The 26,744-nt window shown below is 58.1% G+C and carries 22 protein-coding genes and 2 tRNA genes; 13 read left to right on the forward strand and 11 right to left on the reverse strand.

Annotated features, from left to right (window positions below):
- Window positions 1–117 precede the first annotated feature (117 nt).
- The 3 genes from PH558_RS14435 to PH558_RS14445 all read right to left on the reverse strand — a co-directional run bounded on the left by PH558_RS14435 (window position 118) and on the right by PH558_RS14445 (window position 3,375).
- The gene (locus PH558_RS14435; protein ID WP_285205067.1) at window positions 118–1,032 is read right to left on the reverse strand and encodes an ABC transporter permease subunit; all 915 of its coding nucleotides are present in this window, start codon (window positions 1,030–1,032) and stop codon (window positions 118–120) included.
- A gap of 7 nt (window positions 1,033–1,039) precedes the next feature.
- Window positions 1,040–1,924 carry a carbohydrate ABC transporter permease gene (locus tag PH558_RS14440; protein ID WP_095434738.1) on the reverse strand — a complete coding sequence of 295 codons (885 nt, stop codon included), beginning with the start codon at window positions 1,922–1,924 and terminating at the stop codon, window positions 1,040–1,042.
- A gap of 98 nt (window positions 1,925–2,022) precedes the next feature.
- Window positions 2,023–3,375 carry an extracellular solute-binding protein gene (locus PH558_RS14445; protein ID WP_285205068.1) on the reverse strand — a complete coding sequence of 451 codons (1,353 nt, stop codon included), beginning with the start codon at window positions 3,373–3,375 and terminating at the stop codon, window positions 2,023–2,025.
- 326 nt (window positions 3,376–3,701) lie between these two features.
- Here PH558_RS14445 and PH558_RS14450 point away from each other — a divergent pair, with 326 nt between their 5' ends.
- Entirely contained in the window at window positions 3,702–4,259 is a 558-nt protein-coding gene (locus PH558_RS14450) for a sugar O-acetyltransferase (RefSeq protein WP_095434740.1), read from the forward strand.
- A gap of 10 nt (window positions 4,260–4,269) precedes the next feature.
- Here PH558_RS14450 and PH558_RS14455 read toward each other — a convergent pair whose 3' ends face one another.
- Window positions 4,270–4,581, reverse strand: a complete 312-nt coding sequence (locus tag PH558_RS14455) for a hypothetical protein (protein WP_095434741.1) — start codon at window positions 4,579–4,581, stop codon at window positions 4,270–4,272.
- A 116-nt stretch (window positions 4,582–4,697) separates the two neighbouring features.
- Here PH558_RS14455 and PH558_RS14460 point away from each other — a divergent pair.
- The 3 genes from PH558_RS14460 (at window position 4,698) to PH558_RS14470 (ending at window position 5,958) form a co-directional block, all read left to right on the forward strand.
- A tRNA-Asn gene (locus PH558_RS14460) sits at window positions 4,698–4,772 on the forward strand.
- 285 nt (window positions 4,773–5,057) lie between these two features.
- Window positions 5,058–5,462 (forward strand): DoxX family protein, encoded by a 405-nt coding sequence (locus tag PH558_RS14465; RefSeq protein ID WP_095436264.1) that lies wholly within the window; start codon window positions 5,058–5,060, stop codon window positions 5,460–5,462.
- A 310-nt stretch (window positions 5,463–5,772) separates the two neighbouring features.
- Entirely contained in the window at window positions 5,773–5,958 is a 186-nt protein-coding gene (locus PH558_RS14470) for a hypothetical protein (RefSeq protein WP_095434742.1), read from the forward strand.
- 198 nt (window positions 5,959–6,156) lie between these two features.
- Here the strand turns inward: PH558_RS14470 and PH558_RS14475 are convergent, their stop codons facing one another.
- From PH558_RS14475 to PH558_RS14490, 4 genes are all read right to left on the reverse strand, one after another.
- Window positions 6,157–6,291, reverse strand: coding sequence for a hypothetical protein (locus tag PH558_RS14475; protein ID WP_274538721.1), 135 nt, complete (start codon window positions 6,289–6,291; stop codon window positions 6,157–6,159).
- A gap of 371 nt (window positions 6,292–6,662) precedes the next feature.
- Window positions 6,663–7,769 carry a porin gene (locus tag PH558_RS14480; RefSeq protein WP_095434744.1) on the reverse strand — a complete coding sequence of 369 codons (1,107 nt, stop codon included), beginning with the start codon at window positions 7,767–7,769 and terminating at the stop codon, window positions 6,663–6,665.
- 843 nt (window positions 7,770–8,612) lie between these two features.
- Window positions 8,613–9,065 (reverse strand): acetyltransferase, encoded by a 453-nt coding sequence (locus PH558_RS14485; RefSeq protein WP_285205069.1) that lies wholly within the window; start codon window positions 9,063–9,065, stop codon window positions 8,613–8,615.
- 254 nt (window positions 9,066–9,319) lie between these two features.
- Window positions 9,320–9,393, reverse strand: a tRNA-Cys gene (locus PH558_RS14490).
- A gap of 39 nt (window positions 9,394–9,432) precedes the next feature.
- Here PH558_RS14490 and PH558_RS14495 point away from each other — a divergent pair.
- Window positions 9,433–9,750 carry a hypothetical protein gene (locus PH558_RS14495; RefSeq protein ID WP_285205070.1) on the forward strand — a complete coding sequence of 106 codons (318 nt, stop codon included), beginning with the start codon at window positions 9,433–9,435 and terminating at the stop codon, window positions 9,748–9,750.
- 568 nt (window positions 9,751–10,318) lie between these two features.
- On the opposite strand, the gene PH558_RS14500 is transcribed toward PH558_RS14495, so the two are convergent.
- On the reverse strand, window positions 10,319–10,759 hold the full coding sequence (locus PH558_RS14500; protein WP_095434747.1) for a Rap1a/Tai family immunity protein: 441 nt from the start codon (window positions 10,757–10,759) through the stop codon (window positions 10,319–10,321).
- Between the two features lie 448 nt (window positions 10,760–11,207).
- On the opposite strand from PH558_RS14500, the gene PH558_RS14505 reads away from it, so the two are divergent.
- The 5 genes from PH558_RS14505 (at window position 11,208) to exoR (ending at window position 19,173) form a co-directional block, all read left to right on the forward strand.
- A complete protein-coding gene (locus tag PH558_RS14505; protein WP_285205071.1) occupies window positions 11,208–11,858 on the forward strand; it encodes a protein-L-isoaspartate O-methyltransferase family protein in 651 nt (216 codons plus the stop codon).
- A 258-nt stretch (window positions 11,859–12,116) separates the two neighbouring features.
- Window positions 12,117–12,989, forward strand: coding sequence for a PopZ family protein (locus PH558_RS14510; RefSeq protein ID WP_285205072.1), 873 nt, complete (start codon window positions 12,117–12,119; stop codon window positions 12,987–12,989).
- Window positions 12,990–13,111: 122 nt separating this feature from the next.
- Window positions 13,112–15,955, forward strand: a complete 2,844-nt coding sequence (locus PH558_RS14515) for a valine--tRNA ligase (RefSeq protein ID WP_285205073.1) — start codon at window positions 13,112–13,114, stop codon at window positions 15,953–15,955.
- Between the two features lie 471 nt (window positions 15,956–16,426).
- Complete coding sequence (locus PH558_RS14520; protein ID WP_285205074.1) at window positions 16,427–17,686, forward strand: OmpP1/FadL family transporter; 1,260 nt, start codon at window positions 16,427–16,429, stop codon at window positions 17,684–17,686.
- Window positions 17,687–18,369: 683 nt separating this feature from the next.
- Window positions 18,370–19,173 carry an exopolysaccharide production regulator ExoR gene (gene exoR / locus PH558_RS14525; protein ID WP_095434753.1) on the forward strand — a complete coding sequence of 268 codons (804 nt, stop codon included), beginning with the start codon at window positions 18,370–18,372 and terminating at the stop codon, window positions 19,171–19,173.
- A gap of 61 nt (window positions 19,174–19,234) precedes the next feature.
- On the opposite strand, the gene xth is transcribed toward exoR, so the two are convergent.
- The gene (gene xth / locus PH558_RS14530; RefSeq protein WP_095434754.1) at window positions 19,235–20,026 is read right to left on the reverse strand and encodes an exodeoxyribonuclease III; all 792 of its coding nucleotides are present in this window, start codon (window positions 20,024–20,026) and stop codon (window positions 19,235–19,237) included.
- 129 nt (window positions 20,027–20,155) lie between these two features.
- The gene (gene erpA / locus PH558_RS14535; protein WP_069611967.1) at window positions 20,156–20,488 is read right to left on the reverse strand and encodes an iron-sulfur cluster insertion protein ErpA; all 333 of its coding nucleotides are present in this window, start codon (window positions 20,486–20,488) and stop codon (window positions 20,156–20,158) included.
- A 306-nt stretch (window positions 20,489–20,794) separates the two neighbouring features.
- Here erpA and PH558_RS14540 point away from each other — a divergent pair, with 306 nt between their 5' ends.
- The 3 genes from PH558_RS14540 (at window position 20,795) to PH558_RS14550 (ending at window position 26,677) form a co-directional block, all read left to right on the forward strand.
- A complete protein-coding gene (locus tag PH558_RS14540) occupies window positions 20,795–22,012 on the forward strand; it encodes a deoxyguanosinetriphosphate triphosphohydrolase (RefSeq protein WP_285205075.1) in 1,218 nt (405 codons plus the stop codon).
- Window positions 22,013–22,068: 56 nt separating this feature from the next.
- Window positions 22,069–23,829 (forward strand): arginine--tRNA ligase, encoded by a 1,761-nt coding sequence (gene argS, locus PH558_RS14545; protein ID WP_285205076.1) that lies wholly within the window; start codon window positions 22,069–22,071, stop codon window positions 23,827–23,829.
- 61 nt (window positions 23,830–23,890) lie between these two features.
- Window positions 23,891–26,677, forward strand: coding sequence for an SPOR domain-containing protein (locus PH558_RS14550; protein ID WP_285205077.1), 2,787 nt, complete (start codon window positions 23,891–23,893; stop codon window positions 26,675–26,677).
- Window positions 26,678–26,744 lie beyond the last annotated feature (67 nt).

A 26,744-nucleotide genomic window follows, 5' to 3' on the forward strand; every position in this document is an offset into this window, starting at 1 on the left:
GGTCGACTGAATTTAAGTGAAGTTGGGTTTGCGCAGGGATATTCCGGCACGATGCGGATAAATACTCGATCGCAGGGGACTGCCGCGGCGCCAAATGCGGCGCGGCAGGAAACGAGATTACTTCTCCGTAGCGATCATGCCGCGAACGACCCAACGCTGCATCAGCACGACAACGGCAAGCGGCGGAATCATAATGATCAGCGTGCCGGCCATAGCTATATGCCACTCCGGAAGGCCGCCAAAATTCGGGATGAGCGACTTGAGTTCGTGAACAGCCGTTATGTGGGTGGGATCGGTGGTCACCAACAATGGCCACAGATACTGGTTCCAGGCCCAGAGGAACATGATGGTACCGAGGGCGGCCATATTGGTGCGCGACAGCGGCAGCAGGATGTCGACGAAGAAGCGCAATGCCCCGGCGCCGTCCATGCGCGCGGCCTCGGCCAACTCGTCCGGTATCGTCAGGAAGAACTGGCGGTAAAGAAAGGTGCCAGTCGCCGTCGCGACCAGCGGCAGGATAAGGCCGATCGAGGAGTTAAGCAGCCCGAGGTTCAACGAGACTTCGATGCCCGTAAGCTTTGCGATGAGCCAGGTGATGCCGGTGATGTCGAGAATTCCCTGGAAGGGCGACAGCACGTTCGCTGCGACCGCATAGGTCGGCACGATACGCACTTCGAGCGGCAGCATGAGCGTTATGAAGATCAGCCAGAAAATGAAATGGCGGCCGGGATAACGGAAATAGACCAGGGAAAAGGCCGTTATCGCCGAAATGAGCACCTTGCCCACCGCAACGCCGGTGGCGAAGATCAGGCTGTTCAGCAGCTTCGGGCCGAGACCGGCGGTCGTCCAGGCCGTCTTCATGTTGACCCAGAAATCCGAACCGGGGATCAGCGACATCGGCACTTTATTGACGTCGGCGATGTTATGCGATGCGGCAATGGCGACGATAGCCAGCGGGCCCACGGCGACGATGAAGCCAAGAAGCAGGATCAGGTGGGTAAAGAAATTGAGAATGGGTGTGCGCTCGACCATGTCAGCCTCAACGGTAATGCACGCGCTTCTCGATGAAGCGGAACTGGAAGATGGTAAGCAGGACGATCAGCAGCATGAGGATAATGCTCTGTGCGGCCGCACCGGAAAAATCGAGACCTTTGAAGCCGTCCGAATAAATCTTGTAGACCATGAGGTTGGTCGAGTTGTGCGGGCCGCCCGATGTCATGATGTCGACGATGCCGAATGAATCCTGGAAGCTTTCGGTGATATTGATGACGAGCAGGAAGAAGATCGTTGGCGTAATCAACGGGAACTGGATGTCCCAAAACCGGCGGAGCACGCCGGAGCCGTCCATGGCGGATGCCTCGATCAGCGCACGTGGAATGGCTTGGAAAGCGGCGAGGAAGAAGATGAAGCTGTAACCGATATATTTCCACGAGAAGGCGGCGATGATGCAGGCCATGGCGGCGTTGCCGTCAAGACCCGGGTCCCAGAATCCCGGCCACCACTGATTGACCACGGCCATGAGTCCCGCTTCTGGCGCCAGGATGAAGCGGAAGGCCATCGCCGATGCGGGTGCCGCAATACCGTAAGGCCAGATCAAGACCACGCGGTAGATTTTCGAGCCGCGCAGCTGCCGATCGGTCAGGGCCGCAAGGATGAGCCCGCCCGCCATGGAAATACTTGTGCTGATAGCAGCGAAGATGATGCTGATCGTGACCGAGTTCCAGTAATCGGAACTGGCGAGAATGGATTTGAAATTATCGAGCCCGACCCAGATATTGCCGCCGCCCCAGGGCTGCTGCAACGTCAGCGACCAGAAGACCGCCTGACCGGCCGGCCAATAGAAAAAGGTGAAGATGAGAAGCAATTGCGGCACTGCGAACAGGATGCCGACGCTCCATTTGTTGAAAGTTACTCGCTTTTCCATTGTCTCTACCGGCTTGATATCTCGATGCCACGCTAGCCCTCATAACGAACGTCCGCCGGGAAACCCCGGCGGACGCTAATCTGTTATGAGCGTTGCGCTTACGGCAGCTGCTTGCCCTTGTAGGTGGCTTCGAAGCGCTCGAGCACGGCGTTGCCGTTCTTGACGAGGTTGTCGATGCCTTCCTGGACGCTGACCTTGTTGGCGAAGATGGCCTGCATCTGGTTGCCGAACTCGGCGCGGATCTGCGTGAAGCTGCCGAGGCGGATGCCACGGGTGATCGCGGTCGGCTCGGAAGCGGTCAGGCTGGCGATAGCGACTTCGCGGCCCTTGTAAGGAGCCTTGTCGTAGAAACCGGAGGATTTCATGAATTCGAAGCCGGACTTCGTAACCGGGATGTAGCCGGTGTTGGTCGACCAGAAGAGAGCGGTCTCGGGCTTGGCGATGAAGTTCAGGAACGCCGCAGCGCCCTTGTATTCGTCAGCCGACTTGCCGGAGAGAACCCAGAGCGACGCGCCGCCGACGAGCGAATTCTTGCGCTCGGTGCCGGCGTAGACCGGGAGCTCGGCAACATCCCAGTTCATGCCGGTCTTCTGCGTCTTGCCGACCGTACCGTGGTCGCCGACCGAGGTCATGATCATCTGGCAATCGCCGGCGGCGAAGGCCTGAACCATGTCCTGGCCGAGGTCCTTGGACTTGATCTTGATGAGGCCCTGGTCGTACCAGCTCTTGAGATCCGTTACGTACTTGACGAACTTCGTCTTGTTGACGGTCAGGCGGGCGTCGAGGCCATCATAGCCGTTGTTCTTCGTGGCAACCGGCTGGTCGTGGATTGCAGAGAACTGTTCCATCAGCTGCCAGCTTTCATTGCCGGAGATGTTGATCGCCATCGGGCAATCATAGCCTGCGCCCTTGAGCGCCTTCATGTCTTCGGCAGCTTCTTCCCAGGTCTTCGGAGCGGCGGTCTTGCCGATCTTGGCGAAGGCGTCCTTGTTCCAGTAGAGCAGGGCGGTCGAAGAATTGAACGGGAAGGAAAGCAGTTCGCCCTTGGAGGTGGCGTAGTAGCGGGCGATACCCGGGAAATAGTCGTCCCACTTAACTTTGTAGCCGTTCTCGGACATCAGCTTGCTGACCGGGTAGTAGGCACCCGAAAGCATCATGGTGGCGGTGCCGACGTCATAGACCTGGACGATCGTCGGCTGCTTGTTGGCGCGGAAGGCGGCAATGGTGTTCTGCAGCGCGGCGTCGTAATTGCCCTGGCTGACGCAGGAGACTTCGTAATCCTTCTGGGAATCGTTGAAGTTCTTGCAGAGCGTCTGTACGACGCGTTCCAAGTCGCCTGAAAGGCCAAACCAGAAATCGAACTTGGTCGGAGCAGCAGCGGCCGGCATCGCCAGAGCGACGCTCATGACGCCGGCAGTAGCAGCCGAAATGAAGTTTTTAAGTTTCGACATAATCCCTATTTCCTTTTTGAAAGCTCGGAACCGGTGGCCTTGCGCAAGTCCGCGGTAGCGCGGGTTATAGACAAGCTGTGTGACAGTTTGTTGTGGGCAAGAATCCCGCATTGGCGGGCTTTTTCACAAGGGTTGCGGGTCTGCGGAGGAGCGCTCTTTGCGGGATCGTGTACTTGAGATCTTGCTGATCAAGAGATGTGGTTGGTAGGCGTTTGCTCATCGATTGCTGATCTGCAAAAAGACGCAATGCTCCTCCTTGTCTGTGCCTACAACCGTGTTGCAAGATTGCTGACCGGAAATTCCGAAGGCATTGGAGGAGTGGGAGCATGAGCCTCAGCGAGCGGCAGAAAATGGCAGCGGGAGAGTGGTACTGCTGTTTTGATCCCGAACTCGACGCCTTGCGCTGGCGGGCGCGCGAAGCTGTGCATGCGCATAACATAATGCCGCCGTCCGAACGCGGCCATCTCGCACCGGCCTTATCTGCTCTCTTTAACGATATCGGCGAAGGCGTCTTTATAGAGGCGCCGTTTCACTGCTCCTACGGCATTAACATCTCGCTCGGCCGCCGGGTTTATATGAATGCCGGCTGCACGATCCTCGACAGCGCCAGTGTCCGCATCGGTGACGGCAGCATGCTGGGACCGGGCGTCCATATCTATTGCGCCGAACATCATAGGGATGCCGAATTGCGCGGGGCAGGTCTTGAAGTCGCCCGGCCGGTGACGATCGGCAGAAGCGTCTGGATCGGCGGCGGCGCGATCCTCGTCGGCGGTGTGTCAGTGGGGGACGGCGCGATCATCGGCGCCGGCGCGGTCGTCACCAGGGATGTTGCCGCCGGTGCGACTGTGGTCGGCAATCCGGCTCGTCCCGTTCGTGCGGGATAGGATAAAAGAGTTAGTTCGCCGGGCGGCGTTTTCGCGTCCACCAAACGGCGAAACGGCGGCGCCAGCGACGCACCGTAGGCATGTCGTGCGAGAGCACGATGAAACCCAACGGCAGCATCCAGAAGCCGAGCACCGGCAGGAAGCCGAGCAATCCGCCGAAAATGAGCGCTATCCCCACGCCGAGGCGGGCGAGGCGCGATCGGGGCAGGGGAATTCTCACGGAGCCGAAAACCAGCTCGCGGGTCGAAGGATCAATGCCAAAACGGCGGGTTTTCCGGCCATTCCGATCGGCATTTGCTGTCGTTTCGCTTTGATCGGTCATCCACAGGAAATGGTGGCGCGAGGAAATAATGCAAGAGAATGCATTTTTTTTGAAAAAACCGCTTGGCAAATCGGGAAAGCATTTGTATTACCCCGCTCACACCGCGCCAAGCGCATTCCCTGGTAGCTCAGCGGTAGAGCATTCGACTGTTAATCGACAGGTCGCCGGTTCGAATCCGGCCCGGGGAGCCACTCTTCTTCTACAGAATTGAAGCTGATATCGGGGCCAGCTCGCCCGATAATCCTGTATCCCTAATTCTCAAAGCTAATGAGTGCGGCCAAGCTTATAGCAGCACATTTTGGCAGTTTTATTGCGCATGCCTCGTGGCACTGAGTTCGGCCGAGGCTCGTCTGGTTCGACAGCGGTATCTTCGTTGACCGGTCTTTCCCATTCATGCCAGATTGCCGGCGTCTGCAAGCGTCAATGCCGGTGGGCAATCGGGGATGTGGGCCAAATCTGGCGCATTGGGGGATAAGATGGCCGAGAATGCGAGCTTTCGTGGTGGAGTGGCGCTGGGATGGGTTCTTAGCGCAATTGTGATTCTTGCATTGGTGGCCGATGGGGCCGTTGATCTGTTTGCGCCGGCATTGATCAGTGCGCAGATGGAGGAGACGGGCTTTCCCGCCAATCTGGCTACGGTGGTGGGTCTGATCATCCTCGTCTGTGTCATTCTCTACGCAATTCCACGCACGGCCGTCCTTGGAGCGATCCTCGCGACCGGGTTCTTCGGCGGTGCAATTTGCGCCCATTTCCGTCTCGGAGAAATCGGGTCGCCTCCGCAACTTATAAGTTTATTGCTCGGTGTCATGGCGTGGGGTGGTCTTTATCTTCGCGATGAACGTATTCGGCGCCTGCTGCCCCTTCGTTCGGTGGACGACTGAAAATCGAGCGCCTGACTCATTCAGACTTTTTGCGGTGCAATAACAATATCTTGTGCTGCACCTTTCTTCGCATGGGACGGCGAATGGTAGCGGGCTAATGAGATCGTGCCAAGATGATGCATCGGCGCTTTTCGAGAGCCCGCGGAGGCGGCTCCCGGGTGGATATATGTGGTATTTCTGAAAAAATTAGTTCAAGGTATGGTTGCTCTCGTGAATGTGAGAGCATGTTCATGTGTCGGTAATGCGATGCGGCGCATGAACGTAATGCGCGATCCGCGCAGCATAGTCCCCAATGCTTTAGAGGTTCGACATGAAAAACCTGATTCTTGCTTCTGCAGTAGCTGTGGCGTCGGTCTTTGTCTTCAGCGTGCCATCCGAGGCCGCTCCGATGCATCATCATCGTCATCACCACTATCATCATCACTGCCATGTGAAGAAGGTAAAGCGCAAGGTTCATGGACGCTGGGTTGTACGCCACGTGCGCGTCTGCCGCTGATCGGAAGACTTAGGGACCGGCGCAGGTTCCTCTTAAACCCAAACGGCCGCTGCCGGAGTTCCGGTGGCGGCCGTATCGTTTGCGTTATATCTCGAAGTAACCCGCTGCCCGCGTTTAGCGTGAGTTTGGCAGCCGGCACATCAGCTGCGATATGCCAACTGCTTGCAGCGCTGGTACACTAGGGGCGAATCTCGAATATCACGCTGCCATGTCGGCGATGATGATAGCGACGGTCGTCCCGCCATCTGTCATCCCAATGACGGCGGCGATCCCAGCCGCGGTCACCATGCCAATGACGGCGATCGCGATCGCGCCAGCGGGGACGGTCGTCATCGCCCCATCGGCGTGATCCACGCTCTTGCACAAGGATAACATCAGAAGCGCGCGATATGGATGGATTGCTCGGCGGCGCGGCCATTGCAGGCAGGGCGGCGGGTAGCGCGGAGCCTATGGCCAGCGTCACGCTCAAGGCGAGTGAGGCAAGGTGGTGTTTCAAGATGCTAACTCCTGTATTCAGCCATGTCCCTTTCATCGCTAAACGCCAGGGCAGCGACTAGGTTCCCCTTTTCGTTGACTGGAGATCCTTATGACACGCGTATTGGTCGCAGGAGGAGCCGCTGATTGCGGGTGCTACAACAAAAAAGGGGGCCGGCAGGGAAAGCCGGTCCCCTTCCTTCTCTGATCGGAGGTCAAGTCTGATCAGGTTAGAAGTTGCGTTCGAAGCGCAGGATGCCCGAAACGGTGTCGTCGTGGGCATAGTCATAGTGAACGTAGGTCAGTTCCGGCTCGACCAGGAGGTTCTTAACCGGGTTGAACTTCAGGTTCGTGGTTGCTTCGAAGATCTTCGAGTCGCTGTAGGCGAGCTGGAGGTTCCACTTCAGCTTGTCGTTGAACGGAACGCCAACGCCGCCCCAGACAGCCCAGTCACCCCAGCCGCACTTCGATGCATTGACGGTACCGTTCGGTGCCGTACAAGCCGAGACGTCCTGGTTGGTGCCTGCGTACTTGTTGAGCTTGTCGCCGTCGGTGTTCCAGCCGCCCATCAAGAAGGCCGTGAATGCGCCGAAGTCAGCATCGACGCGAGCCTTGATGGCGCCTTCTTCGACGATCGAGTCGTAACCGCCAACGACCTTGAAGCCCCATGCACCGGACTTGAAGCCGGCACCGGCGACAACGTCAGGAGCGTAGTGGTTGGACTTGTCGTCCGTCCACCAGCTGGCGCCATACGACGCCGTACCGTCCGAGGCGGAGTTGCTGTCTTCGAGTGAGATCACAGCCGAGAACCCGTTGCCTGCATCATATTCATAGGTCAACTGGTTGAGTTCGTACGGGCCGTCATAGATCACGTCGTCGTTGATGACGTCGCCGGCGTAACCGATGTACAGGTTGTACTGCGAGTCCTTCTTACCAACGGTGAAGCCGCCGAGGCTGATGTAGGACCACAGCAGGTTGGTGGAAGTGGAGCCGCCGTCGTTCCAGTCCCAACGAACGATGGTTTCGGTCTTCAGCGGACCGTACTCCGTGTCGGTCGCGGTGTCGACGTTCAACTCGGCACGGGTGTGCCAGAGCGTGCCCTGATGGCTGTCGCGGTTGTAAGCGTTGTACCATTCACCTTCCGTACGAACCTTACCGCCGATCTTGAGGCAGGTTTCGGTGCCCGGGATGAAGAAGTAGCCAGCGCCGTATGCGTCGCAGATACGGACGTATTCCAGCGGCTCGGGCTCAGCTGCTACGATAGCGTCAGCAGCGTGAGCACCGGATACTGCTGCCAGAGCAGCAGCGGAGCCGAGAAGAAGGCTCTTGATGTTCATAATAACTCCAATCTTTCTTGATTGGGCATGAGATATCGCGCCGAGAAACGACGTGCCCAACCCCATCCCGTTCATGTTCCCTATCAGTAGGTGCGAAGTAATAAGCTTCGCGAACTATTTCCTGAACCTGCTTCGGTGATTTGGCAAGATACTAAGGGGATGGAACTATATGTGTGCTACTCGAAAACCGGCGTTGTTGCAAAAATGACGCAATTCACGGGAGTGCCTAATCCCAGCCTGTTTGCAATCTCGTTTGGATGGCTCGTCTTCTATGAACCCGGAAAGCGCTTAAGTCTCCGGCTGTTAATGCGATACGCGCGCTGATTTGGGGCAGGCGAGGGCAGGAAGCCGCAGCCATATGATTATGGTCATTTCTGAGACGGGCGCAGCCGATTGTCCCTCAATCCGGATGGCAGCGCCGAGTCTCGGTTCTTCTGAGTCGCAACTATTGAAACGATTCCCGGCAGCGCAACCCGTGGCGGGCGTACATCATTCTGACGCACATCGGTCTATATAAGAAAGGGTGAGAGACGGTCTGGAATCGCGCTTGGTTGCGATGCTGTTGACGGAGGCTTGGTGCGTCCGACGACATTACTGGGGGCGTAGTCTCGTCGGACGCGGCACTGTCCGGTCCGTGGGTGGCTTACAAACCGGTAGTAGGAATGCTAGCAGCCACCACAGGTTTTCATAACCTACCTGAATGGGCTGGCAACTCGACGTGCCCGACAGGATGGCTGCGCCTTGATCCGGCAATGAGCCTTTAGTCCTCAATTTCCATCGGTTCGCTAAAATCCAAGATGGTCGCCACAGCATCCGAAATGGAGCGCTATCGGCAGCTGCGCCTCATGGCGCGGTCGGTCTTTGCCATCGCAAATGAAGGATCGGGTAGGGGCGGCCCTGGTCGTCGACATCGGCGCGCCCCGTCACCTTGAATCCGAGCCGCTCGTAAAAGCCGACAGCGCCCACATTCTGCTCGTTCACGTCGACGGTGACGACATCTTTTCCAGCACGGAAGCCGTCGAAAAGCAGACGTCCCAAGCCCGCACCTCTGCTGTCGACATGTATGAAGAGCGAATCGATGTGGTTCCCGGTCGCTCCTAGGAAGCCGTGTGGCAAATTATTAGCATCCACCGCCACCGTGAACTCTGCGTTCGGCAGATAGTCTTCCAAGACCATCCTCGCAATCGCTTCCTGGTCCGATGCATCGAGAAAATCATGGGTGGCTTCCACGGAGGTTCCCCATATCTCATAATTGCGCGCGATGTCGTCAGGTGTTGCTGGCCGCAGCAGGAACATCTCCGAATTCTCACTTACTGTTCGAAATTTCAGCATGGCTGTCTAATATTCCTGCGCCGCCGCGTAAAGGATGTGCGGTCTTAAGCTTCGCAACTATTTCGTGCGCCATTCCGGTTCGGCCGATAGATGAGGCGGAAAACTGAAGAGAGAACGGATTGCCACACGTAGCTTCGGTGCAACTGAATGATTCAGGCTCAAATTGCCTTCTGAAAATTCAGTAAAAATCAATTACTTATTGAAGATTTAAAGGAAATTGGAGGCCTCGCCCGGAATCGAACCGGGGTGCAAGGATTTGCAGTCCTCTGCGTAACCACTCCGCCACGAGGCCATCCGAAAGCAATTTGCGTTGTGGTGGCGCGGATTTAGAATGATCCAAAGAAAACCGCAAGAGGCTTATTCTGAATTCTGTCCTTTTTTCACTTTGAAGAGAGAATTGCCTGCTGCTCTTGTGCAAGCCTTCAATGCGGGTGATGAAACGCATTACGCCCAGGACGGCAGGACCGTCGCGGATGTGCCATCAGCTGCCATCAGCAATTGGTGCCTATTTCATTTTCCCGAATCTTGGCTTTCGACGGCGGTAGCGGCGTTCGATCTTCGAAATTCTCTATTGAGCAAACATTATAAGCGACACAATACCGAGCAGCGCCAAAGCACCGAGGATTGGCAGCAGGCGAATCATAATTAGGCGAGCAAGCTTCTTGCGCTCGACTGGTGTCAGCGCAAGCCACTGCGACTTCGGTAACGACATTGATACTCCCTATCCCGTTTCAGCGTCGCATTCGAAACTGAAATGACGCTTAACGTACTGAGGAGTTATGGGAGTTGAGGATGGCGGGTGCCGGCGCTTCGGTTTCAGCATTGGCTTAAATGGCAAATGCAATCGGACGCCGATCTGGTTCGGTGCTGAAAGTGCGAAGCAAATGGATAGAGAATTCTTGCTTCCACAAAAGCAAAAGCGGTCCAGTCTAGGGAAAAAACTGGGCCGCCTTTCGCTGGACTAGAGGTCAATCAAATTCAGCATCCTAATTATAAGGTGTGCTTAGTAATTGTCAACGCAAATGCGATGTGATGTCTTCGCGCAAGAAGCCTCGCGCTCTTCGGCCTGACTGAGATCTTCGCTTGAGCCGCCGGTTCCGTTGCGCATCCGTCTCGCAGACGGGCAAGGGGCATGGTTGCTTCGGATGATTCTCAATCCTCAGCGAAAGTTTTAGCTGTCTCGTGTCAGTTTTTTAGCCACCATTGCGGAAGAACGACTATTCCTCAAGGCAAGGAAAGGCGAATTTGTAGGCGCGTGCGATCAGCGAGCTGGCAGGGCGCTCGAGCTGCCAGGAGTGCTCCGCCATCCATTTGCAGGCTACCGTCGTCGCCTTTGTATTGCTGAGCTCCGGCGGCAGACAGAAAGCGCCGACGAACTGTTGAAGGTAATGCTCGTAGCGCGATGAGTTTTTCGGAGTCTGCTTCGTGGCTCGGATTGTCAGGCTCTTCGTCCGCTGGGCCTCGTCGAGAATGCCCTGGATATAGACGGAAGCGAGCGTTCGGTCCTCTTCGCACCATTCGTCGAGCTGTTTTCCGGTAACGACATGTCCGATGATCGGGACTGTCTCTTTCGGCTCATCCTCGCTTGACGTTTCCTCGCTCAACGCGACCTGGGGTAAGAGAAGGAGAAGCGCGGCAGCGAAGAGCGAAAGCCTCATTCGGAAAACCTACATCATCGAGGAAAGGCTCGCGGCCAGAAAAACCACCAGCGGCAGCGACGTTACGACGAAAAGAACGAGAGAAACAGGCATCCCAGCCACCTTCTATTCAAATTTAATGTTTGGGCCGAATAGCTTCGGGCCGGAAGGTCGATTGGTTACCCACCCGGGCGGGTCCAATGCCCGGAGCGTGGTCGCGTTAGGTTAACATTTTACTAATGAGCGTCCTGGTCTGGGCACTGCGGATTCGCAAGGTGTTGCAGATCCCGGGTACCGAAAGGCGCTGGATCGAATTTAGGGCGCCGATTGTTGTTCGTCGGCGACGCCTCACCATGAATCTCGGCGCCTGTTGCGGCAATGCCTTGAAAGCGCAGCGTCAGGCGATTAAGACACGCGTAACAGAAAGTAGAGCCAGCCCGTTTGGGCACCAAGGGCGCAAGAGGATAAGATGGATTTCGAAGCAGCGCGCGTGAAGATGGTCGAGAACCAGATCCGGACGACGGATGTCACCTCTCATTCCGTGTTGAATGCATTTTTCGCCGTACCGCGCGAAAACTTCGTACCGGAGAAGTCGAAGCTTCTGGCCTATGTCGATTGCGATATCGAGGTCGCTCCCGGGCGCTTCCTCATGGAAGCCTCGCCGCTTGCAAAGCTGCTGCAGCTCGGCGCGATCACCAAGAACGACAAGGTTCTCGATGTCGGCTGTGGCACAGGCTATGTCTCCGCCGTTCTGTCGCTTCTCGCCGGCAAGGTCATCGCGCTTGAATCCAACGAGGAACTTGCGGCTCAGGCGAAGACCAATCTTGCCGCGCTTGGCTACGATAACGTGACGGTCGTTGGCGGGGACCTTGAAAAGGGACATGCCGCTAACGCACCCTACGATGTGATTCTCCTCAACGGCTCGATCGAGCAGTTGCCGCAGGGCCTGCTTGACCAACTCGGCGAAGACGGCCGCCTAATCACGGTCATCGGCTATGGTCACGCCGCCCGAGCCACCGTTTTCATGCGCGAGCGCGGTGCCTTCTCGGAAAACGTCTTCTTCAATGCCTCGATCAAGCCGCTCCCGGGCTTTGCCAAGGCCAAGGAATTCGTCTTCTGATTTCTTGGACGAGCTATTTTTGAGCTTGCGACGGGCGCCTTTTGGCGCCTGTTTTTTATTGTCGCCGCCTGTGGCAGAATCGTGCTTAGCAGAGCGATTCGTCGTGATCGTAACAAAACTGTGCATCACCGGGTTTAGTGCTTTTCAGGTGATTTTTTTCCCGAAGACAGTCATCTAGGGTGGCCCTGATTCGGGTGTCGCCTGCCGAGTTTGTGGTGCGAGTTTCCGGTCGTTGAATATGGGAAAACGGGGATGAATATGGCTCAGCCAAATGTAGTGCGTGAACCGTCCATGGAAGAGATTCTGGCGTCGATCCGCAGGATCATCGAAAGCAACGAACCCGTAGGCGCCAAGCCAGTTCCCTCATCGCATTTCGCCGGCAGCGGCATGCGTGATGACGATATTCAATTGACTGTGGATGAAGAGTTCGCTGCCGCCGATCGGGCGCGCGCTGCCGAACAGGACCCGCGTTTCGTTGCGGCAAACTCGCAGGTGCCGGTTGCAGAGCCGGAAGCTGGCGGTCGCGGTCTGTCGCTGGCCGATGTTGCCGCGCGTGTGCGCGCCGCTTCCGAGCGCAATACCGCTGCATTGCTGAATGCCGGGCGCGAGCCGCCGCAGCCGCGGGAGCTGCCGCCCGCCATGGCTGCGCGCCGTGCCGAGGTGCACGTCGAGCCGATCGCCGACACTCCCCTGAGACAGGCTATTGCGGATGTTGCCGCGCCGGTCGCTCCGCCTGTTATGCGGGCGGTGGCCGAGGTTGAACCTGAGATGGAAGCGCAGAGGCCGGCGGCTGCCTCTGCGGCGCCTCAGATCGCAGCACCCGCCGTAACACCGATTTTCGAGGCGGCGGAACTCACCGTTACGGCGGAAGTGGAGGCGGCATCCTCGCCATCGGCCCAGGCCGTATCCGCATCGCCGCTGATGTCGGAAGCCGCCGGCGCACAGGTTTCCCGCTCGTTTGAAGAACTAGCTGCCATCGTGGATGGCGGCCCGCGCCGCTCCCTCGATGAACTGGCACAGGAGATGCTCCGGCCCATGCTGCAGGAGTGGCTCGACGACAACTTGCCGACCCTTGTCGAGCGTCTCGTGCGTGAAGAAATCGAACGAGTGGCCCGCGGTCCGCGCCGCTGACAAGCCCGAGCTTCGGGTAGACGATCCGCCGCTCCGGGCTCCGGGGCGGCTTTTTTATTGACTTGCCCACGGCCATCCTATTTACAACCCGCATCACCCAGTCCTCTAGATCCGGTCATAAAATGCTCGACAAAACATATGATTCCGCCACCGTCGAACCGAAGATCGCCCAAAAATGGGATGAGGCCGACGCCTTTCGCGCCGGTGCGAACGCCAAGCCGGGCGCGGAAACCTTCACCATTGTTATCCCGCCGCCGAACGTGACCGGTTCGCTGCACATGGGTCATGCGCTGAACAACACGCTGCAGGACATCATGGTGCGGTTCGAGCGCATGCGCGGCAAGGATGTTCTCTGGCAGCCCGGCATGGACCATGCCGGCATCGCCACGCAGATGGTCGTCGAGCGTCGTCTCGCCGAGCGCCAGCAGCCGGATCGTCGCAAGATGGGCCGCGAAGCCTTCATTGAAAAGATCTGGGAATGGAAGGCCGAATCGGGCGGCTTGATCTTCAACCAGCTGAAGCGCCTCGGCGCGTCCTGCGATTGGTCGCGCGAACGCTTCACCATGGACGAGGGCCTGTCCAAGGCCGTTCTCGAAGTCTTCGTCACGCTCTACAAGGAAGGCCTGATCTACAAGGACAAGCGCCTCGTCAACTGGGACCCGAAGCTCTTGACGGCGATCTCCGATATGGAGGTCGAGCAGCATGAGGTGAAGGGCCATCTCTGGCACCTGCGCTATCCGCTGGAGCCCGGCGTTACCTATGAATATCCAATCGCCTTTGACGAGGAAGGCAAGCCGACCGAATTCGAAACGCGCGATTATATTGTCGTTGCGACGACGCGCCCGGAAACGATGCTCGGCGATACCGGCATCGCGGTCAATCCGGAAGACGAGCGTTATCGGGGTATTGTCGGCAAGCATGTCATCCTGCCGATCGTTGGCCGCAGGGTGCCGATCGTCGCCGATTCCTATGCCGATCCGACCGCCGGCACTGGCGCGGTAAAGATCACGCCGGCGCATGATTTCAACGACTTCGAAGTCGGCAAGCGCGCCGGACTGCGTGCCATCAACGTCATGGACGTCGATGCCTCGATCACCATCAAGGATAACGAGGACTTCCTCCAGGACCTCGATCATCCGGCAGCGCTGCATGGCGCTTGGGACGAGCTGGAAGGCAAGGACCGCTTCGAGGCCCGCAAGATCATTGTTCGTATCTTCGAAGAGGCCGGCCTGCTCGACAAGATCGAGCCGCATACGCATGCCGTGCCGCATGGCGATCGTGGCGGCGTGCCGATCGAGCCGCGCCTGACGGAACAATGGTTCGTCGACAACAAGACATTGGGGCAGCCCGCGCTGGAATCCGTTCGCGAGGGCAGAACCAAGTTCGTGCCCAGGAACTGGGAAAACACCTACTTCAACTGGCTCGAAAACATCGAGCCGTGGTGCATTTCCCGCCAGCTTTGGTGGGGCCATCAGATTCCGGCATGGTATGGGCCGGATGGTCAGGTCTTTGTCGAAAAGACCGAGGAAGAGGCACTGCAGGCAGCGATCCAGCATTATCTTTCGCATGAAGGGCCGATGAAGGCCTACGTCGAAGATCTGCTGGAGAACTTCAAGCCCGGCGAAATCCTGACGCGCGACGAAGACGTGCTGGACACTTGGTTCTCGTCCGCACTCTGGCCGTTCTCCACGCTCGGCTGGCCGGACGAGACGCCGGAACTGGCGCGCTACTATCCGACGAACCTCCTCGTGACCGGCTTCGATATCATCCCGTTCTGGGTTGTTCGCATGATGCAGATGGGCCTGCATTTCATGAAGGATGAGAACGGCAATCCCGTCGAGCCGTTCAGCACGGTCTATATTCATGCTCTCGTTCGCGACAAGAACGGGCAGAAGATGTCGAAGTCCAAAGGCAACGTTATCGATCCGCTTGAGTTGATCGACCAATACGGTGCCGATTCGCTACGTTTCACGCTGGCGATCATGGCCGCGCAGGGTCGCGACGTGAAGCTCGACCCGGCCCGCATCGCCGGTTACCGCAACTTCGGCACCAAGCTCTGGAACGCCACGCGCTTTGCCGAAATGAACGGTGCCAAGAGCGATCCGCATTTCGTCCCCGAAGCGGCCGAGCTCACCGTAAACCGCTGGATCCTGACGGAGCTGGCGCGCGCGGAGCGTGACGTTACCGAAGCACTGGAAAGCTTCCGCTTCAATGATGCCGCAGGCGCTCTCTATCGTTTCATCTGGAATCAGTTCTGTGATTGGTATCTCGAACTCCTGAAGCCGATCTTCAATGGCGAAGACGAGAATGCCAAGGCGGAGGCTCAGTCCTGCGCAGCCTATGTTCTCGAAGAGACCTATAAGCTTCTGCATCCATTCATGCCCTTCATGACCGAGGAGCTCTGGGCGCACACGGCAGGCGAGGGGCAGGAGCGTGAGGGCCTGATCTGCCATGCGGATTGGCCGGCGCCGTCCTATGCCGACAATGTCGCCGCCGATGAAATCAATTGGCTGATCGATCTTGTTTCCGGCATTCGCTCCGTTCGTTCGGAAATGAACGTGCCGCCGGCTGCGACGGCGCCATTGGTTGTTGTCGATGCCAATAGCCTGACGCGCGAACGCCTCTTCCGTCATGATGCCGCCATCAAGCGGCTGGCGCGCGTGGAAGCGGTTTCGCTTGCCGATACGGCACCGAAGGGTGCTGCTCAGATCGTCATCGGCGAGGCGACGGTCTGCCTGCCGCTTGGCAGCCTCATCGATCTCTCCGCCGAGAAAGCGCGCCTCGAAAAAGCGATTGCCAAGAACGATCAGGAGATTGCACGCATTGCCGGCAAGCTTTCGAACGAGAAGTTCGTTGCCAATGCCAATCCGGACGTCGTCACCGCCGAGCGCGAGCGTCTCGGTGAGCTTGAGGGGCAGCAAGCGAGCCTGAAGGTAGCGCTGGCCCGGGTCAGCGAAGCCGGCTAGGACATGCGTGCGATCGAAGGTGAGAAGCACAAGAAGCGAAACTGAGAAATCGCGATTCGCTTGAGGAAGTAGAGATCTGGGATCGAAAAAGGCACGCGGTGTTCGCCGCGTGCCTTTTTGTTTATTTCCCTCGAATCGATAGGACTGACTGGATCTAACGCCCCGGATCCGCCGCCAGTTTCGCACAGGCGAAACAGATTACCCCTAAAGTTGCTGAACGTGCTCGAAAAGCAAAACTGTTGTCATATTGTAACAGAATTGTTGCCGTGAAGAATGAGATTCTATTAGAGGCTAAAAATGCTATTTCGAAAGAAAAAATTACCTACACCGATGGATTTTCACAGGCGGCGTTCGTTTTCTTACGTAAATCAATCACTCTCTTACATGGCCAGTGCTCTTATGGGCCACATTGCCAATTCACGCGATCATCGCAACAATCAAACCACTGAATGCACATGTGGGGGAGATACAATGGCATTTTCTGTTGCGTTGAGGAGCGCAGTCACACTCGTTATCAGCTCGTCTTTCGCCACCGCTGCCTTTGCGGGCGGCCTTGATCGTGGCGGTTATGATATTGATCTGCTTTTCGACAAAGGCCGTTATGTGTTCGAGTCAGGCGTTACTTACGTCATGCCCGACCGTAAACTGAAGAACGCCAAGGACATCAATCCGGCTGATGGCAATCTCAACAACCGTAGCCGTTCGACGGATGCGGCGGAAAATTACGCCATTCCCTATGCTGCCTTCAAGATCGGCATCACCGATGATCTCGACTGCATGGCCGACTATTCGCAGCCTTTCGGCGGCCACCTCAACGAAGGTGCAAACTGGGCCGGCGCCAATAACGAAACCGAAGTCAAGGTTCGCACGAACAACTATTCGGCCACCTGCTCGTACAAGTTCGATGCGGGTCCGGGTCAGTTGCGTCTGATCGGCGGTGGTTTCTATCAGGAAGTCAGCGGCTACAAGTCGCGCCTCGTCTACGCCACTCCGGCTCCGATTTCAGCCATTTACAACGGCATGGGCTCGCTTGACATCGACGGTCACGGCTGGGGCTGGCGCGCCGGTATCGCCTACGAAATTCCGGAATATGCCTTCCGCACGAGCCTCGTCTACAACAGCCGGGTCAGATACGACAACCTGAAGGGTAGCGTCGACCTGACCGAAGTGCCGCCGCCTGTTGTCCCCGGCTTCGGTGGCAAGGTAACGTCCGTTTTCGGCTCGGCCGATGCTCCCGACTCTCTGGAATGGAAGGTACAGACCGGCATCGCGCCCGATTGGCTGGCCTTCGGATCGGTTAAATGGACGAACTGGAGCATCCTGCAGAGCATCGCGCTCTGCCCGAGCTCCACGCGCAGCATATCCTGCAGAGCCAATGGCCCTACCGAGCTCACCTCGCTTGACCTGCTGTACAGGGACGGCTGGACGATTACCGGCGGTGTCGGGCATAAGTTCAATGACAAGTGGAGTGGCGCCGTCAGCCTGACCTGGGATCGCGGTACAAGCGATGGCTATGGCATGAACTCCGATACATGGACGCTCGGCGCGGGCGTGGCCTATAAGGCAACAGAGCATGTTCAGTTCAATTTCGGCGGCGCTCTCGGCCTCATGACATCAGGCAAATCCGGACCGGTCACACGCGGCGGTGTCGTCTACGGCAATGATGCGACCTATAGCTTCGGCAATGACTTGGTCGCGGCTCTTCAAACATCGGTTAAAGTCAGCTTCTGACGATAAGCCATTGAATTGAAGGAGCTAGTTGACTGATCCTTCACTTTATCATCAACGTCGCGAGCTTTTCCGAGTCTCGCGACGTTTCTTTGTCTGATCGGTAAAAGGCGGAACGCAAACCGCCTCTATTGCCTGATTTATGGTTAAATAAATCTAAAGTTCGATAAAATCTTTGTGACGAATTAGCAACACTCTATTTCAAGACATTGCAGCCACGTGATCAGATTACAATTTGTCCATTTCCCGCCACAAATGGGGAGCAGCGATTACGTGGGCACAGGGGCAAGCCTTGTAGAAAGTGCGTAAGCGGTCGATGGGTGAACTTCCACTTTGGCATAAGCAACAATTCGGGATCGGAGCTGCGATGCTTCCGACGCAGCCGAAAACGCGTTGTCTGCCAAGGAAAGTCGTCAGCCGGCCGATCTTTGGGCTCCATCATCGGAAGGCGAACGAAGGCGCTGCTTCGATGGTGGGATGCGATAGCGGCCGCGCAAATGCTGGTTTGGACATAATTGCAAGCTATGCTCGCAATTGTGGCAAACAGCATCGGTTGGATGCCATAGGAAACGCCTTTTCGAAGGACGATCCAGTCTCGTGCGCCGTCAGGGAAAACATTCGTGAAGCTGGCGGCGATTATGCAAGTGCCGTGACAGGTCCGAATGGAGCGAAAGAAATCGACTGTTATGTTTAAGTCCGAGTTCATATCAGCGAGAGTCATGATGCTCAGCCTGTCCCTTGCCACCGCGGTGGTGCTGGCGGGTCAAGCCAAGGCATTCGATATCAATGCCGGCGTCACCAAGGAATCAGGTCCGTTCGATCTCTTCAAGTTCGGCTTCAAGGCCTACAAGAACGGACAGAAGGAAGAGGCGGTCGAAGCCTATCGTTATGCCGCCGAAAAAGGCCATACCGGCTCACGCTGGGCCTTGGCCAATATGTATGCCGATGGCGATGGCGTGGCGCAGAACGATTTCGAAGCCTTCAAGATCTATAGCGAGATCGCCCAGCAGGGTGTGGAACCGGGCTCGGAGGACACCGGCTTCTTCATCAATGCGCTGCTGGCGCTCGCGAGCTATTACAAGAGCGGCATCCCCAACAGCCCGGTGAAGATTGATCTCAACCAGGCCCGGCAGCTTTATTTCCAGGTGGCATCGACCTTCGGCGTTCCGGAGGCGCAGTTCCAGTTAGCGCAGATGATGCTGTCCGGCGAAGGCGGCGCCACCAATGTTCAGCAGGCCAAGAAATGGCTGAACCAAGCCCGCAAGAGCGGCCATCCGGGCGCCATGGCCGTCTTCGGCAATATCCTGTTCCAGGAAGGCCAATCCATCCGCGGTCTGGCCTTCATGACGGCGGCACTGGACAAGTGCAAGCCGAAGGACTGCAGCTGGATGGAAGACCTGCAGGAGCAAGCATTCTCCGTTGCCAACGAGAACGATCGCCGTGTAGCGGTCTCCATGGCCCACCAGCTTGACGTTGCCGGCTCCGATTGATCGCCGGCTTTACGGACGCCGTTGTTGCTGAGGTTAAGCTAGGTGCTTGCGGCCGGACGGATTAGCCCCCGAAATCAAGATGCGCGATGACAGGCACGTGGTCCGACGGTTTTTCCCAGGCGCGCACATGCTTCTCGATTGCCGTTGCAGTGAGGCGATCGGCAGCCTCGGGCGACAGCATCAGATGGTCGATGCGGATGCCGTTGTTCTTCGGCCATGCGCCGGCCTGATAATCCCAGAATGAATAAAGCTTGATTGCATCTGTCGTCGCGCGTACCGCATCGGTAAAGCCGAGATGTTCGAGCTGACGGAAGGACTGGCGCGTCTGCGGCAGGAAGAGGGCGTCGCTCTCCCAGACCTTCGGGTCGAAACAATCATGTGGCTCCGGAATGACGTTGTAGTCGCCGGCGAGTATCAGAGGCTCCTCCAAGGCCAGGCGATCCAAGGCGAATTTGCGCAGGCGCTCCATCCAGGCGAGCTTGTAGGGGTATTTTTCGGTATCGACCGGATTGCCGTTCGGCAGATAAAGGCAGCAGATCCGCAGGGCGCCGTGTCCTTCGACGGAGAACACGGCCTCGATGAAGCGGGCCTGTTCGTCGCTGTCGTCGCCGGGTAAACCGCGCGTCACCTCATCCGGTTTCGTCTTCGAAAGAATCGCAACGCCATTGAAGCCTTTCTGCCCATGCGTCTCGACGTGATAGCCGAGCGCTTCGATCTCCAAACGTGGAAAGCCTTCGTCGACCGTTTTGATTTCCTGCAGGCAGACGATGTCCGGGTTCGAATCCTTCAGCCATTGGCAGAGGTTCTCGATACGCGCTTTGACGCCGTTGATGTTCCAGGTGGCGATTTTCATGGGCGGCTCATTCCTTTGCTTCGCCCTGTTGTATCCGCAGCCGATCGGTTTGACTACAGCCCATATGAAAACCGGCCCGGAGCGAAGGCTCCCGACCGGTCATCAAATTGTAGAAAAAGAGGGTAGGGATCAGATCGCGAAACTGGTGCCGCATCCGCAGCTTGCGACTGCATTCGGATTCTTGATCTGAAAGGATTGGCCGAGAAGATTGTCGACGAAATCGATCTCCGAGCCCGCCATGTAGACCAGCGACAGCTGATCGATTAGGACGGTCGCGTTGTCCTTTTCGACCACGATGTCGTCATCCTCGGGGCCTTCAACGAGATCGAATTTATAGGAAAAACCCGAACACCCGCCACCTTCGACAGCGACGCGAAGAGCGCGCTTTCCCGCATCTGCGCCGACGATAGCAGCGATTCGCTTGGCCGCAGCATCCGATAGGGTAACACTTGTCTCAGTCATGTCTTCCTCCTGCCGGGGTCAAGATCCGGAGAGAACCAATAAGCCGTCGAACTTTCAAACGGCTGATATCTGTAGCCTTTATCATGAAAGTCAGGCCGTTGACAGCTATGGTTTCGTGGTTGAGCCACACACCATTTTGCTGTTTTCTTGTCTATAGGTATGAAGGCCGCAAAGCGGCGTCAATGGGCCGGGATGTACGAAGAGCGAGCATATGTCGTATTGCCGGACAGGGCCTGGGACCGATTGCAGGGAAACGACTGTCGCGCTGATGGCGGTGCGCGAGGCAAATGCCGGAATGGATTGATAATGACGATTGATACGCATGCATTGGGTTTCGGATATGGGGAAAAGGCGGCCTATGCGACAAATCCCTGGGAATCGCGTGGAAGGCTCTATGAAGAAGGATCGAGCCCGACACGCTCCGAATTCCAGCGCGACCGCGATCGGATCGTCCACACGACCGCCTTCCGGCGGTTGAAACACAAGACGCAGGTCTTCATCGCCCAGGACGGCGATCATTATCGGACACGGCTGACGCATACGATCGAGGTTGCCCAGATTGCCCGCGCCCTGGCGCGAGCCCTGAAGCTGGATGAGGATCTGGCGGAGGGCGTAGCGCTGGTTCACGATTTTGGCCATACGCCCTTCGGTCATACCGGCGAGGATGCGCTGCATGAGGTGCTGCTGCCCTATGGCGGCTTCGACCACAACGCCCAATCCCTGCGCATCGTCACCAAGCTCGAGCGCCGTTATGCCGATTTCGACGGACTCAATCTCACCTGGGAAACACTTGAGGGCCTGGTCAAGCATAATGGCCCGCTGATGACGCTTGACGGCAAGGGCTCCCGCGGGCCTGTGCCGCAGCCGATCCTCGATTATTGCGAGATCCACGATCTGGAAATCGCTTCCTATGCCAGCCTGGAGGCGCAAGTCGCCGCGATCGCTGACGATATCGCCTACAACACGCACGATATCGATGACGGCCTGCGCGCCGGCTATCTGACCTTCGACATGCTGGAGGAGGTGCCGTTTCTCGCCAAGCTGATGGCCGAGGTGAGGGCGCGCTACCCGCATCTGGAGGCGAGCCGTTTCACCCACGAGATCATGCGCCGGCAGATCACCCGCATGGTGGAGGATGTCATTGCCGTTTCGCAGCAGGCGCTCGCCGAAATCAAGCCGGGCAATGTGGCCGACATCCGTGCCGCCGGTCGGATTATCGCGACTTTCTCGCCTGAGATGGCTGAGACCGACAAGCTGATCAAGCAGATGCTGTTCAAGCGCATCTATCGCCATCCCGACATCATGCGCATCCGTGCCGGCGCGGCCCAGATCGTCACCGACCTTTTCCGCGCCTATATGGAAAATCCTAGGGAGATGCAGAGCCACTACTGGGTGGATCATATTGCCGGGCTCGCAATTGCCCCCAAGGCAAGGCATGTCGGCGACTATCTCGCCGGCATGACGGACACCTACGCCATCAGCGCCCACAAGCGCCTGTTTGACCAGACTCCCGATTTGCGGTAGGCAGCGGCGGCGTCGGGCCGATAGCGGCTCGCCGAAGCTAATGCGTGGACGATATGATGAACCTTTTCACCGACTTCGAAGTAAGAATTAAGAGCGCTCTCGAACAAATTGATATCGTGCGAGAAAAGCGATCTGAAGTGGACTTCGGACGTATTGGCGTGGAACCGCCGCGAGATGCCAGCCATGGTGATGTCGCCACCAATGCGGCCATGGTTCTGTCCAAGCCGTTGGGCACCAATCCGCGTGCGCTTGCCGAAATCATCGTCGCCAAGCTGAAGGAAGATGCTGATGTCGCCGAGGTTTCGGTCGCTGGCCCCGGCTTCATCAATATCCGTCTTTCGGTCGGCTACTGGCAGCGGCTGCTGTCGACGATGATCTCCGAGGGTGAGAAATTCGGCCGCTCCAAGCTCGGCGGCGGGCAGAAGGTCAACGTCGAATATGTCTCGGCCAACCCGACCGGGCCGATGCATGTCGGCCATTGCCGCGGCGCCGTCGTCGGCGATGCATTGGCGAACCTGCTGGCCTTCTCTGGCTATGAGGTCACCAAGGAATATTACATCAACGATGCCGGCTCGCAGATCGACGTGCTTGCGCGCTCCGTCTTCATTCGCTATCGCGAAGCGCTTGGCGAGCAGGTGGGCGAGATCCCGGCGGGTCTCTATCCCGGCGATTACCTGGTTCCCGTCGGCGAGGCGCTTGCCAGGGAATTCGGCACCAAGCTGCGCGGCATGCCGGAAGATCAGTGGCTGCCGATCGTCAAGGATCGGGCTATCGACGCGATGATGGCGATGATCAAGGAAGATCTGCAGGCGCTGAACGTCCATCACGACGTGTTTTTTTCCGAACGCACCCTGCATGCCAATGGCGCGGCACTGATCCGAACCGCGATCAACGACCTGACTTTCAAGGGCTATGTCTACAAGGGCGCGCTGCCGCCGCCGAAGGGACAGCTGCCGGAAGATTGGGAGGATCGCGAGCAGACGCTCTTCCGCTCGACAGAAGTGGGCGACGATATAGACCGGCCACTGATCAAGTCGGACGGTTCCTATACTTACTTCGCTGCCGACGTTGCTTACTTCAAGAACAAGTTCGACCGCGGCTTCAACGAGATGATCTACATCCTTGGCGCCGACCATGGCGGCTACGTCAAGCGGCTGGAGGCGGTTGCCCGCGGCGTTTCCGATGGTGCTGCGAAGCTGACTGTGCTGCTGTGCCAGCTCGTCAAGCTCTATCGCAATGGAGAGCCGGTAAAGATGTCGAAGCGCTCCGGCGATTTCGTCACGCTGCGGGAAGTCGTCGATGAAGTTGGCCGCGATTCGGTGCGCTTCATGATGCTTTATCGGAAGAATTCCGAGCCTCTGGATTTCGATTTCGCCAAGGTTACAGAGCAGTCGAAGGACAATCCGGTCTTCTACGTGCAGTACGCGCATGCCCGCTGTATGTCCGTCTTCCGTCAGGCCAAGGAAGCCTTCCCGGACCTCGACATCGCCTCGCTTGATCTGTCAAAAGCTGTCATTGGCGCGATCTCCGATCCGGCTGAATTGCAGTTGGTTGCGAAGATTGCGGAATTCCCGCGAATCATCGAAGCTGCAGCACAGTCGCAAGAGCCGCATCGCATTGCTTTTTATCTTTACGATCTGGCCAGTTCCTTCCATGGACACTGGAATAAAGGTAAAGATTTACCGGAATTACGTTTTGTTAACGATAAGAACCGAGAATTGAGCATTGCCAGACTTGGGCTGGTGTACGCTGTCGCGTCGGTTTTGAAGTCGGGTCTTGGTATAACCGGGACCGCAGCACCAGACGAAATGCGATAAACGTCACCATTTACCCACATTGCGCTGGCATTAACTGTAGTGTTTGCGAGTGGAACGGGTGATGGCAGAAAAACAGTTGGCGTATCGCGCAAGCGGAAACGACGAGTTCTTTGCGGATGATGATCCGCTCGCAGAACTCGCTCGTATCGTGGGTTTTGAGCCGCGCCCCGCTGCTCAGGCAACTCCTGCGGCTCAACGGCAGGAACCCGCCTTCAACCTGGAAGACGAGCTTCTTCGCGAATTCGAACGCTATGATACGCCGCGAATGAGTCCGGCAAATGACATCGCTGCTCCCGTCGAGCAGGTGTCGCCGCCGAGCCATGAAGAGGTTGTGCTCTCCGCCGAGCCGGTGCAGGCCGAGCCCCGGCTTGAAGAGCCGAAGTTCGAAGAACTTGCGCCGCAGCCTGCGGCTCCGGTGAAGCCGACGATCGGCGCTCGCGATTTGATCGACGAGCTGGAAATGTCGATCGCGCCGGTTCTGCAGCCAGCGCCGAAGGCTGCGCCTGTCGAGCCGCAGGCGGCTGCGCAGAAGCCGACACCGCAATCCGCTGCCGCCACCATACGGTTGCCGCTTGCCAACTTTGCCCTGGCAACGCCTGCCGCCTCGCGTGAGCAGTTCACGCCGGCGGCCGCGCCTGCTGTTGCCCAGCCGGCGCCGAAAACTACGTCTGACGAAGCGTTGTTCGATGATGCCATTGATTTCGAGGCGTTTGATCCCGTCGAGCCTCCGCGCGCTCCGGAAGCCGTCTCGCAGCCTGCTGCATCCCAGCCGGCTGCGGCCGTCTTCCAGGCACCAGAGCCGCCAAAGGTCGCGAAGGCCGATCCGGCTGCGCTTTCCGCCGAGATCGATGCCCTGCTGGCCGATGTGAATCGCTATCCGGTTCCATCCAGAGCCAATGCGCCTGCAGCGAAGGAAGAGCCGGATTTCGGCAATTTCGGTGCGTCGTTTTCCGAGCCTGCAGAGTTGTCCGCCGCTCCCGTGGCAGCCGTACGGCATGACGAGCCGAAACCCATTACCTTCGGTGCGGAGGACCCCTTTGCCGGTCAGGACTTCGAATTCGATCTGGCTGATATCGAAATGGAACTTGCCGGCCTCGATTTCGCTGAAGCCGAAAAGTCTCCCGCTGCGCATCAGCAGGCTCCGACCGCTCCGATCGCTCCGATCGCAGAGCCGATCCTTTCCCGCGCAACACCGGTCGCTCCGGACCCTGCCGTTCCGGTGATGGCCGCCGCAGCGCCGCAGCCGATGCGACCCGCACCGGCGCCTGCTGCGCCTGCTGTAAATGTTGCCCATGCCGCAACCACGGCAGCGCCCGTATTCGAGGCCGACCAGCCTCTGCCGTTCGATCCCACGGAAATCTCCGAGACGGAGGATCGTGTCGAAACCTTCGAGGGTTCGCATGTTCCGCATCTGCCGGCGATCGAGCCGGAGGAGCCGATCTCTGTTCCGTCAGAATTTGATTTCGATCTCGATTCGGAAATGGCGAGCCTGCTCGGTACGCCGGCCAAGGAAGCCGCGCCCGAGCCGATCAAGCCGGCCGCTGCGGCTGCGCTTGGCGGTGCTGCTGTTGCCGCTTCCTGGTCGAAAAATGCGGCGGCCCAGCCTGCTGCGCCCGTCGCAAAGCAGCCGATCGAGGAGTTCGACGAGTTCGAGCGTGCGCTGGAAGAGGACTTCCGCCGCAGCTATCGTGAAGCGGCGACGCCTGTCGAGAACGTTGCCAGGATGACCTTGAATCCCGCCGCAAACCGTCGCCCGGTCCGCTCCGTGCGCGGCATGGTAACGACCGCCGCCGTCATCGTTGTTCTCGGCGTCGGTGCCTATGGCGCCTACAGCTGGATCCGTCACGGCGCGCCGATCTCCAGCTTCTCCGGAGAGCCGCGCGTGATTGCGGCCGACAGCGATCCGGTCAAGGTCGCTCCCGAAAATCCGGGTGGCACCGTCGTTCCGAATCAGGACAAGGCCGTCTACGATCGCGTCGCTGGCGATAGTACGGCGGCGCCGAAGCAGAAGGAGCTTGTCTCCTCCAACGAGCAGCCGGTTGACGTCGTCCAGAAGACGCTGATTCCCGAGGCGGTATCGCCTGACGACAGCGATGGCGACGGCGATCAGGTGACGTCGACGCCGGTCGGTGAAACCGAAGATCCGCGCCTGCTGCCGAACCAGAATGGTGGAAACACCAACGTCGCCGCCAACAACGACGATCAGGTGCCGTCCGTTTCTCCGCGCAAGGTGCGTACGATGATCGTCAAGCCGGATGGTTCGCTGGTTCCGCGCGACGAGCCGATTGCCGATACGACGACTGCAGCCGCCAAGCCGGCGAACAATCAGGTCGCATCGACCAATTCGCGCCCGTCTCAGGCAAATACTCCGGCAGCAGCCCAGTCGGATAATACCGACGCTGCCAGCGCCGAAAGCACGCCGATCCGCGTCGTGAAGACGAACCCGGTTCCGACGACACGTCCCGAGCCTGCCGCCAAGGCCAATACGGCTGCTCCGGCCCCGCAGGCTCAAGCCCAAGCTCAAGCTCAGCCCAAGGTTCAGCCGAAGCAGGTCGCATCTGCTAGCCCGGCGGCAGCCCCGGCTGTGACCTCCGTCGCGGGCGGCGGCGCTTACGGCGTGCAGATCGCATCTCTGCCGACCGAAGCCGACGCGCAGAAGTCGCAGGCGAACCTCAAGGTCAAGTTCGCCAGCATTATCGGCAATCATCCGCTGGAGATTCGCAAGGCCGACATCGCCGGCAAGGGCACCTACTATCGCGTCCGCGTCGTCGCCGGCTCGAAGGATGAGGCCGCGGCCATCTGCACCCGCTATCGCGCCGCCGGCGGCACCTGCCTGATTTCGAAGTAAAATCGGATATGAATATTGGAAAACGGCGGGCATTGGCTCGCCGTTTTCATTTGTAGGGTGCTGTTCC

It is taken from the genome of Rhizobium pantanalense (genome assembly GCF_030182525.1).
Classification (GTDB): domain Bacteria; phylum Pseudomonadota; class Alphaproteobacteria; order Rhizobiales; family Rhizobiaceae; genus Rhizobium.

What these genes read in the sequence shown, in the direction of transcription:
- xth (WP_095434754.1), bottom strand. Translation starts at nt 20,026, where the DNA reads ATGAAAATCGCCACCTGGAACATCAACGGCGTCAAAGCGCGTATCGAG.
- PH558_RS14475 (WP_274538721.1), bottom strand. Translation starts at nt 6,291, where the DNA reads ATGACGACCGTCCCCGCTGGCGCGATCGCGATCGCCGTCATTGGCATG.
- PH558_RS14515 (WP_285205073.1), top strand. Translation starts at nt 13,112, where the DNA reads ATGCTCGACAAAACATATGATTCCGCCACCGTCGAACCGAAGATCGCC.
- exoR (WP_095434753.1), top strand. Translation starts at nt 18,370, where the DNA reads ATGTTTAAGTCCGAGTTCATATCAGCGAGAGTCATGATGCTCAGCCTG.
- PH558_RS14540 (WP_285205075.1), top strand. Translation starts at nt 20,795, where the DNA reads ATGACGATTGATACGCATGCATTGGGTTTCGGATATGGGGAAAAGGCG.
- PH558_RS14520 (WP_285205074.1), top strand. Translation starts at nt 16,427, where the DNA reads ATGGCATTTTCTGTTGCGTTGAGGAGCGCAGTCACACTCGTTATCAGC.
- PH558_RS14485 (WP_285205069.1), bottom strand. Translation starts at nt 9,065, where the DNA reads ATGTTCCTGCTGCGGCCAGCAACACCTGACGACATCGCGCGCAATTAT.
- PH558_RS14470 (WP_095434742.1), top strand. Translation starts at nt 5,773, where the DNA reads ATGAAAAACCTGATTCTTGCTTCTGCAGTAGCTGTGGCGTCGGTCTTT.
- PH558_RS14450 (WP_095434740.1), top strand. Translation starts at nt 3,702, where the DNA reads ATGAGCCTCAGCGAGCGGCAGAAAATGGCAGCGGGAGAGTGGTACTGC.
- PH558_RS14440 (WP_095434738.1), bottom strand. Translation starts at nt 1,924, where the DNA reads ATGGAAAAGCGAGTAACTTTCAACAAATGGAGCGTCGGCATCCTGTTC.
- PH558_RS14550 (WP_285205077.1), top strand. Translation starts at nt 23,891, where the DNA reads ATGGCAGAAAAACAGTTGGCGTATCGCGCAAGCGGAAACGACGAGTTC.
- PH558_RS14510 (WP_285205072.1), top strand. Translation starts at nt 12,117, where the DNA reads ATGGCTCAGCCAAATGTAGTGCGTGAACCGTCCATGGAAGAGATTCTG.
- PH558_RS14445 (WP_285205068.1), bottom strand. Translation starts at nt 3,375, where the DNA reads ATGTCGAAACTTAAAAACTTCATTTCGGCTGCTACTGCCGGCGTCATG.
- PH558_RS14500 (WP_095434747.1), bottom strand. Translation starts at nt 10,759, where the DNA reads ATGAGGCTTTCGCTCTTCGCTGCCGCGCTTCTCCTTCTCTTACCCCAG.
- PH558_RS14505 (WP_285205071.1), top strand. Translation starts at nt 11,208, where the DNA reads ATGGATTTCGAAGCAGCGCGCGTGAAGATGGTCGAGAACCAGATCCGG.
- PH558_RS14495 (WP_285205070.1), top strand. Translation starts at nt 9,433, where the DNA reads ATGATCCAAAGAAAACCGCAAGAGGCTTATTCTGAATTCTGTCCTTTT.
- erpA (WP_069611967.1), bottom strand. Translation starts at nt 20,488, where the DNA reads ATGACTGAGACAAGTGTTACCCTATCGGATGCTGCGGCCAAGCGAATC.
- PH558_RS14455 (WP_095434741.1), bottom strand. Translation starts at nt 4,581, where the DNA reads ATGACCGATCAAAGCGAAACGACAGCAAATGCCGATCGGAATGGCCGG.
- PH558_RS14435 (WP_285205067.1), bottom strand. Translation starts at nt 1,032, where the DNA reads ATGGTCGAGCGCACACCCATTCTCAATTTCTTTACCCACCTGATCCTG.
- PH558_RS14480 (WP_095434744.1), bottom strand. Translation starts at nt 7,769, where the DNA reads ATGAACATCAAGAGCCTTCTTCTCGGCTCCGCTGCTGCTCTGGCAGCA.
- PH558_RS14465 (WP_095436264.1), top strand. Translation starts at nt 5,058, where the DNA reads ATGGCCGAGAATGCGAGCTTTCGTGGTGGAGTGGCGCTGGGATGGGTT.
- argS (WP_285205076.1), top strand. Translation starts at nt 22,069, where the DNA reads ATGAACCTTTTCACCGACTTCGAAGTAAGAATTAAGAGCGCTCTCGAA.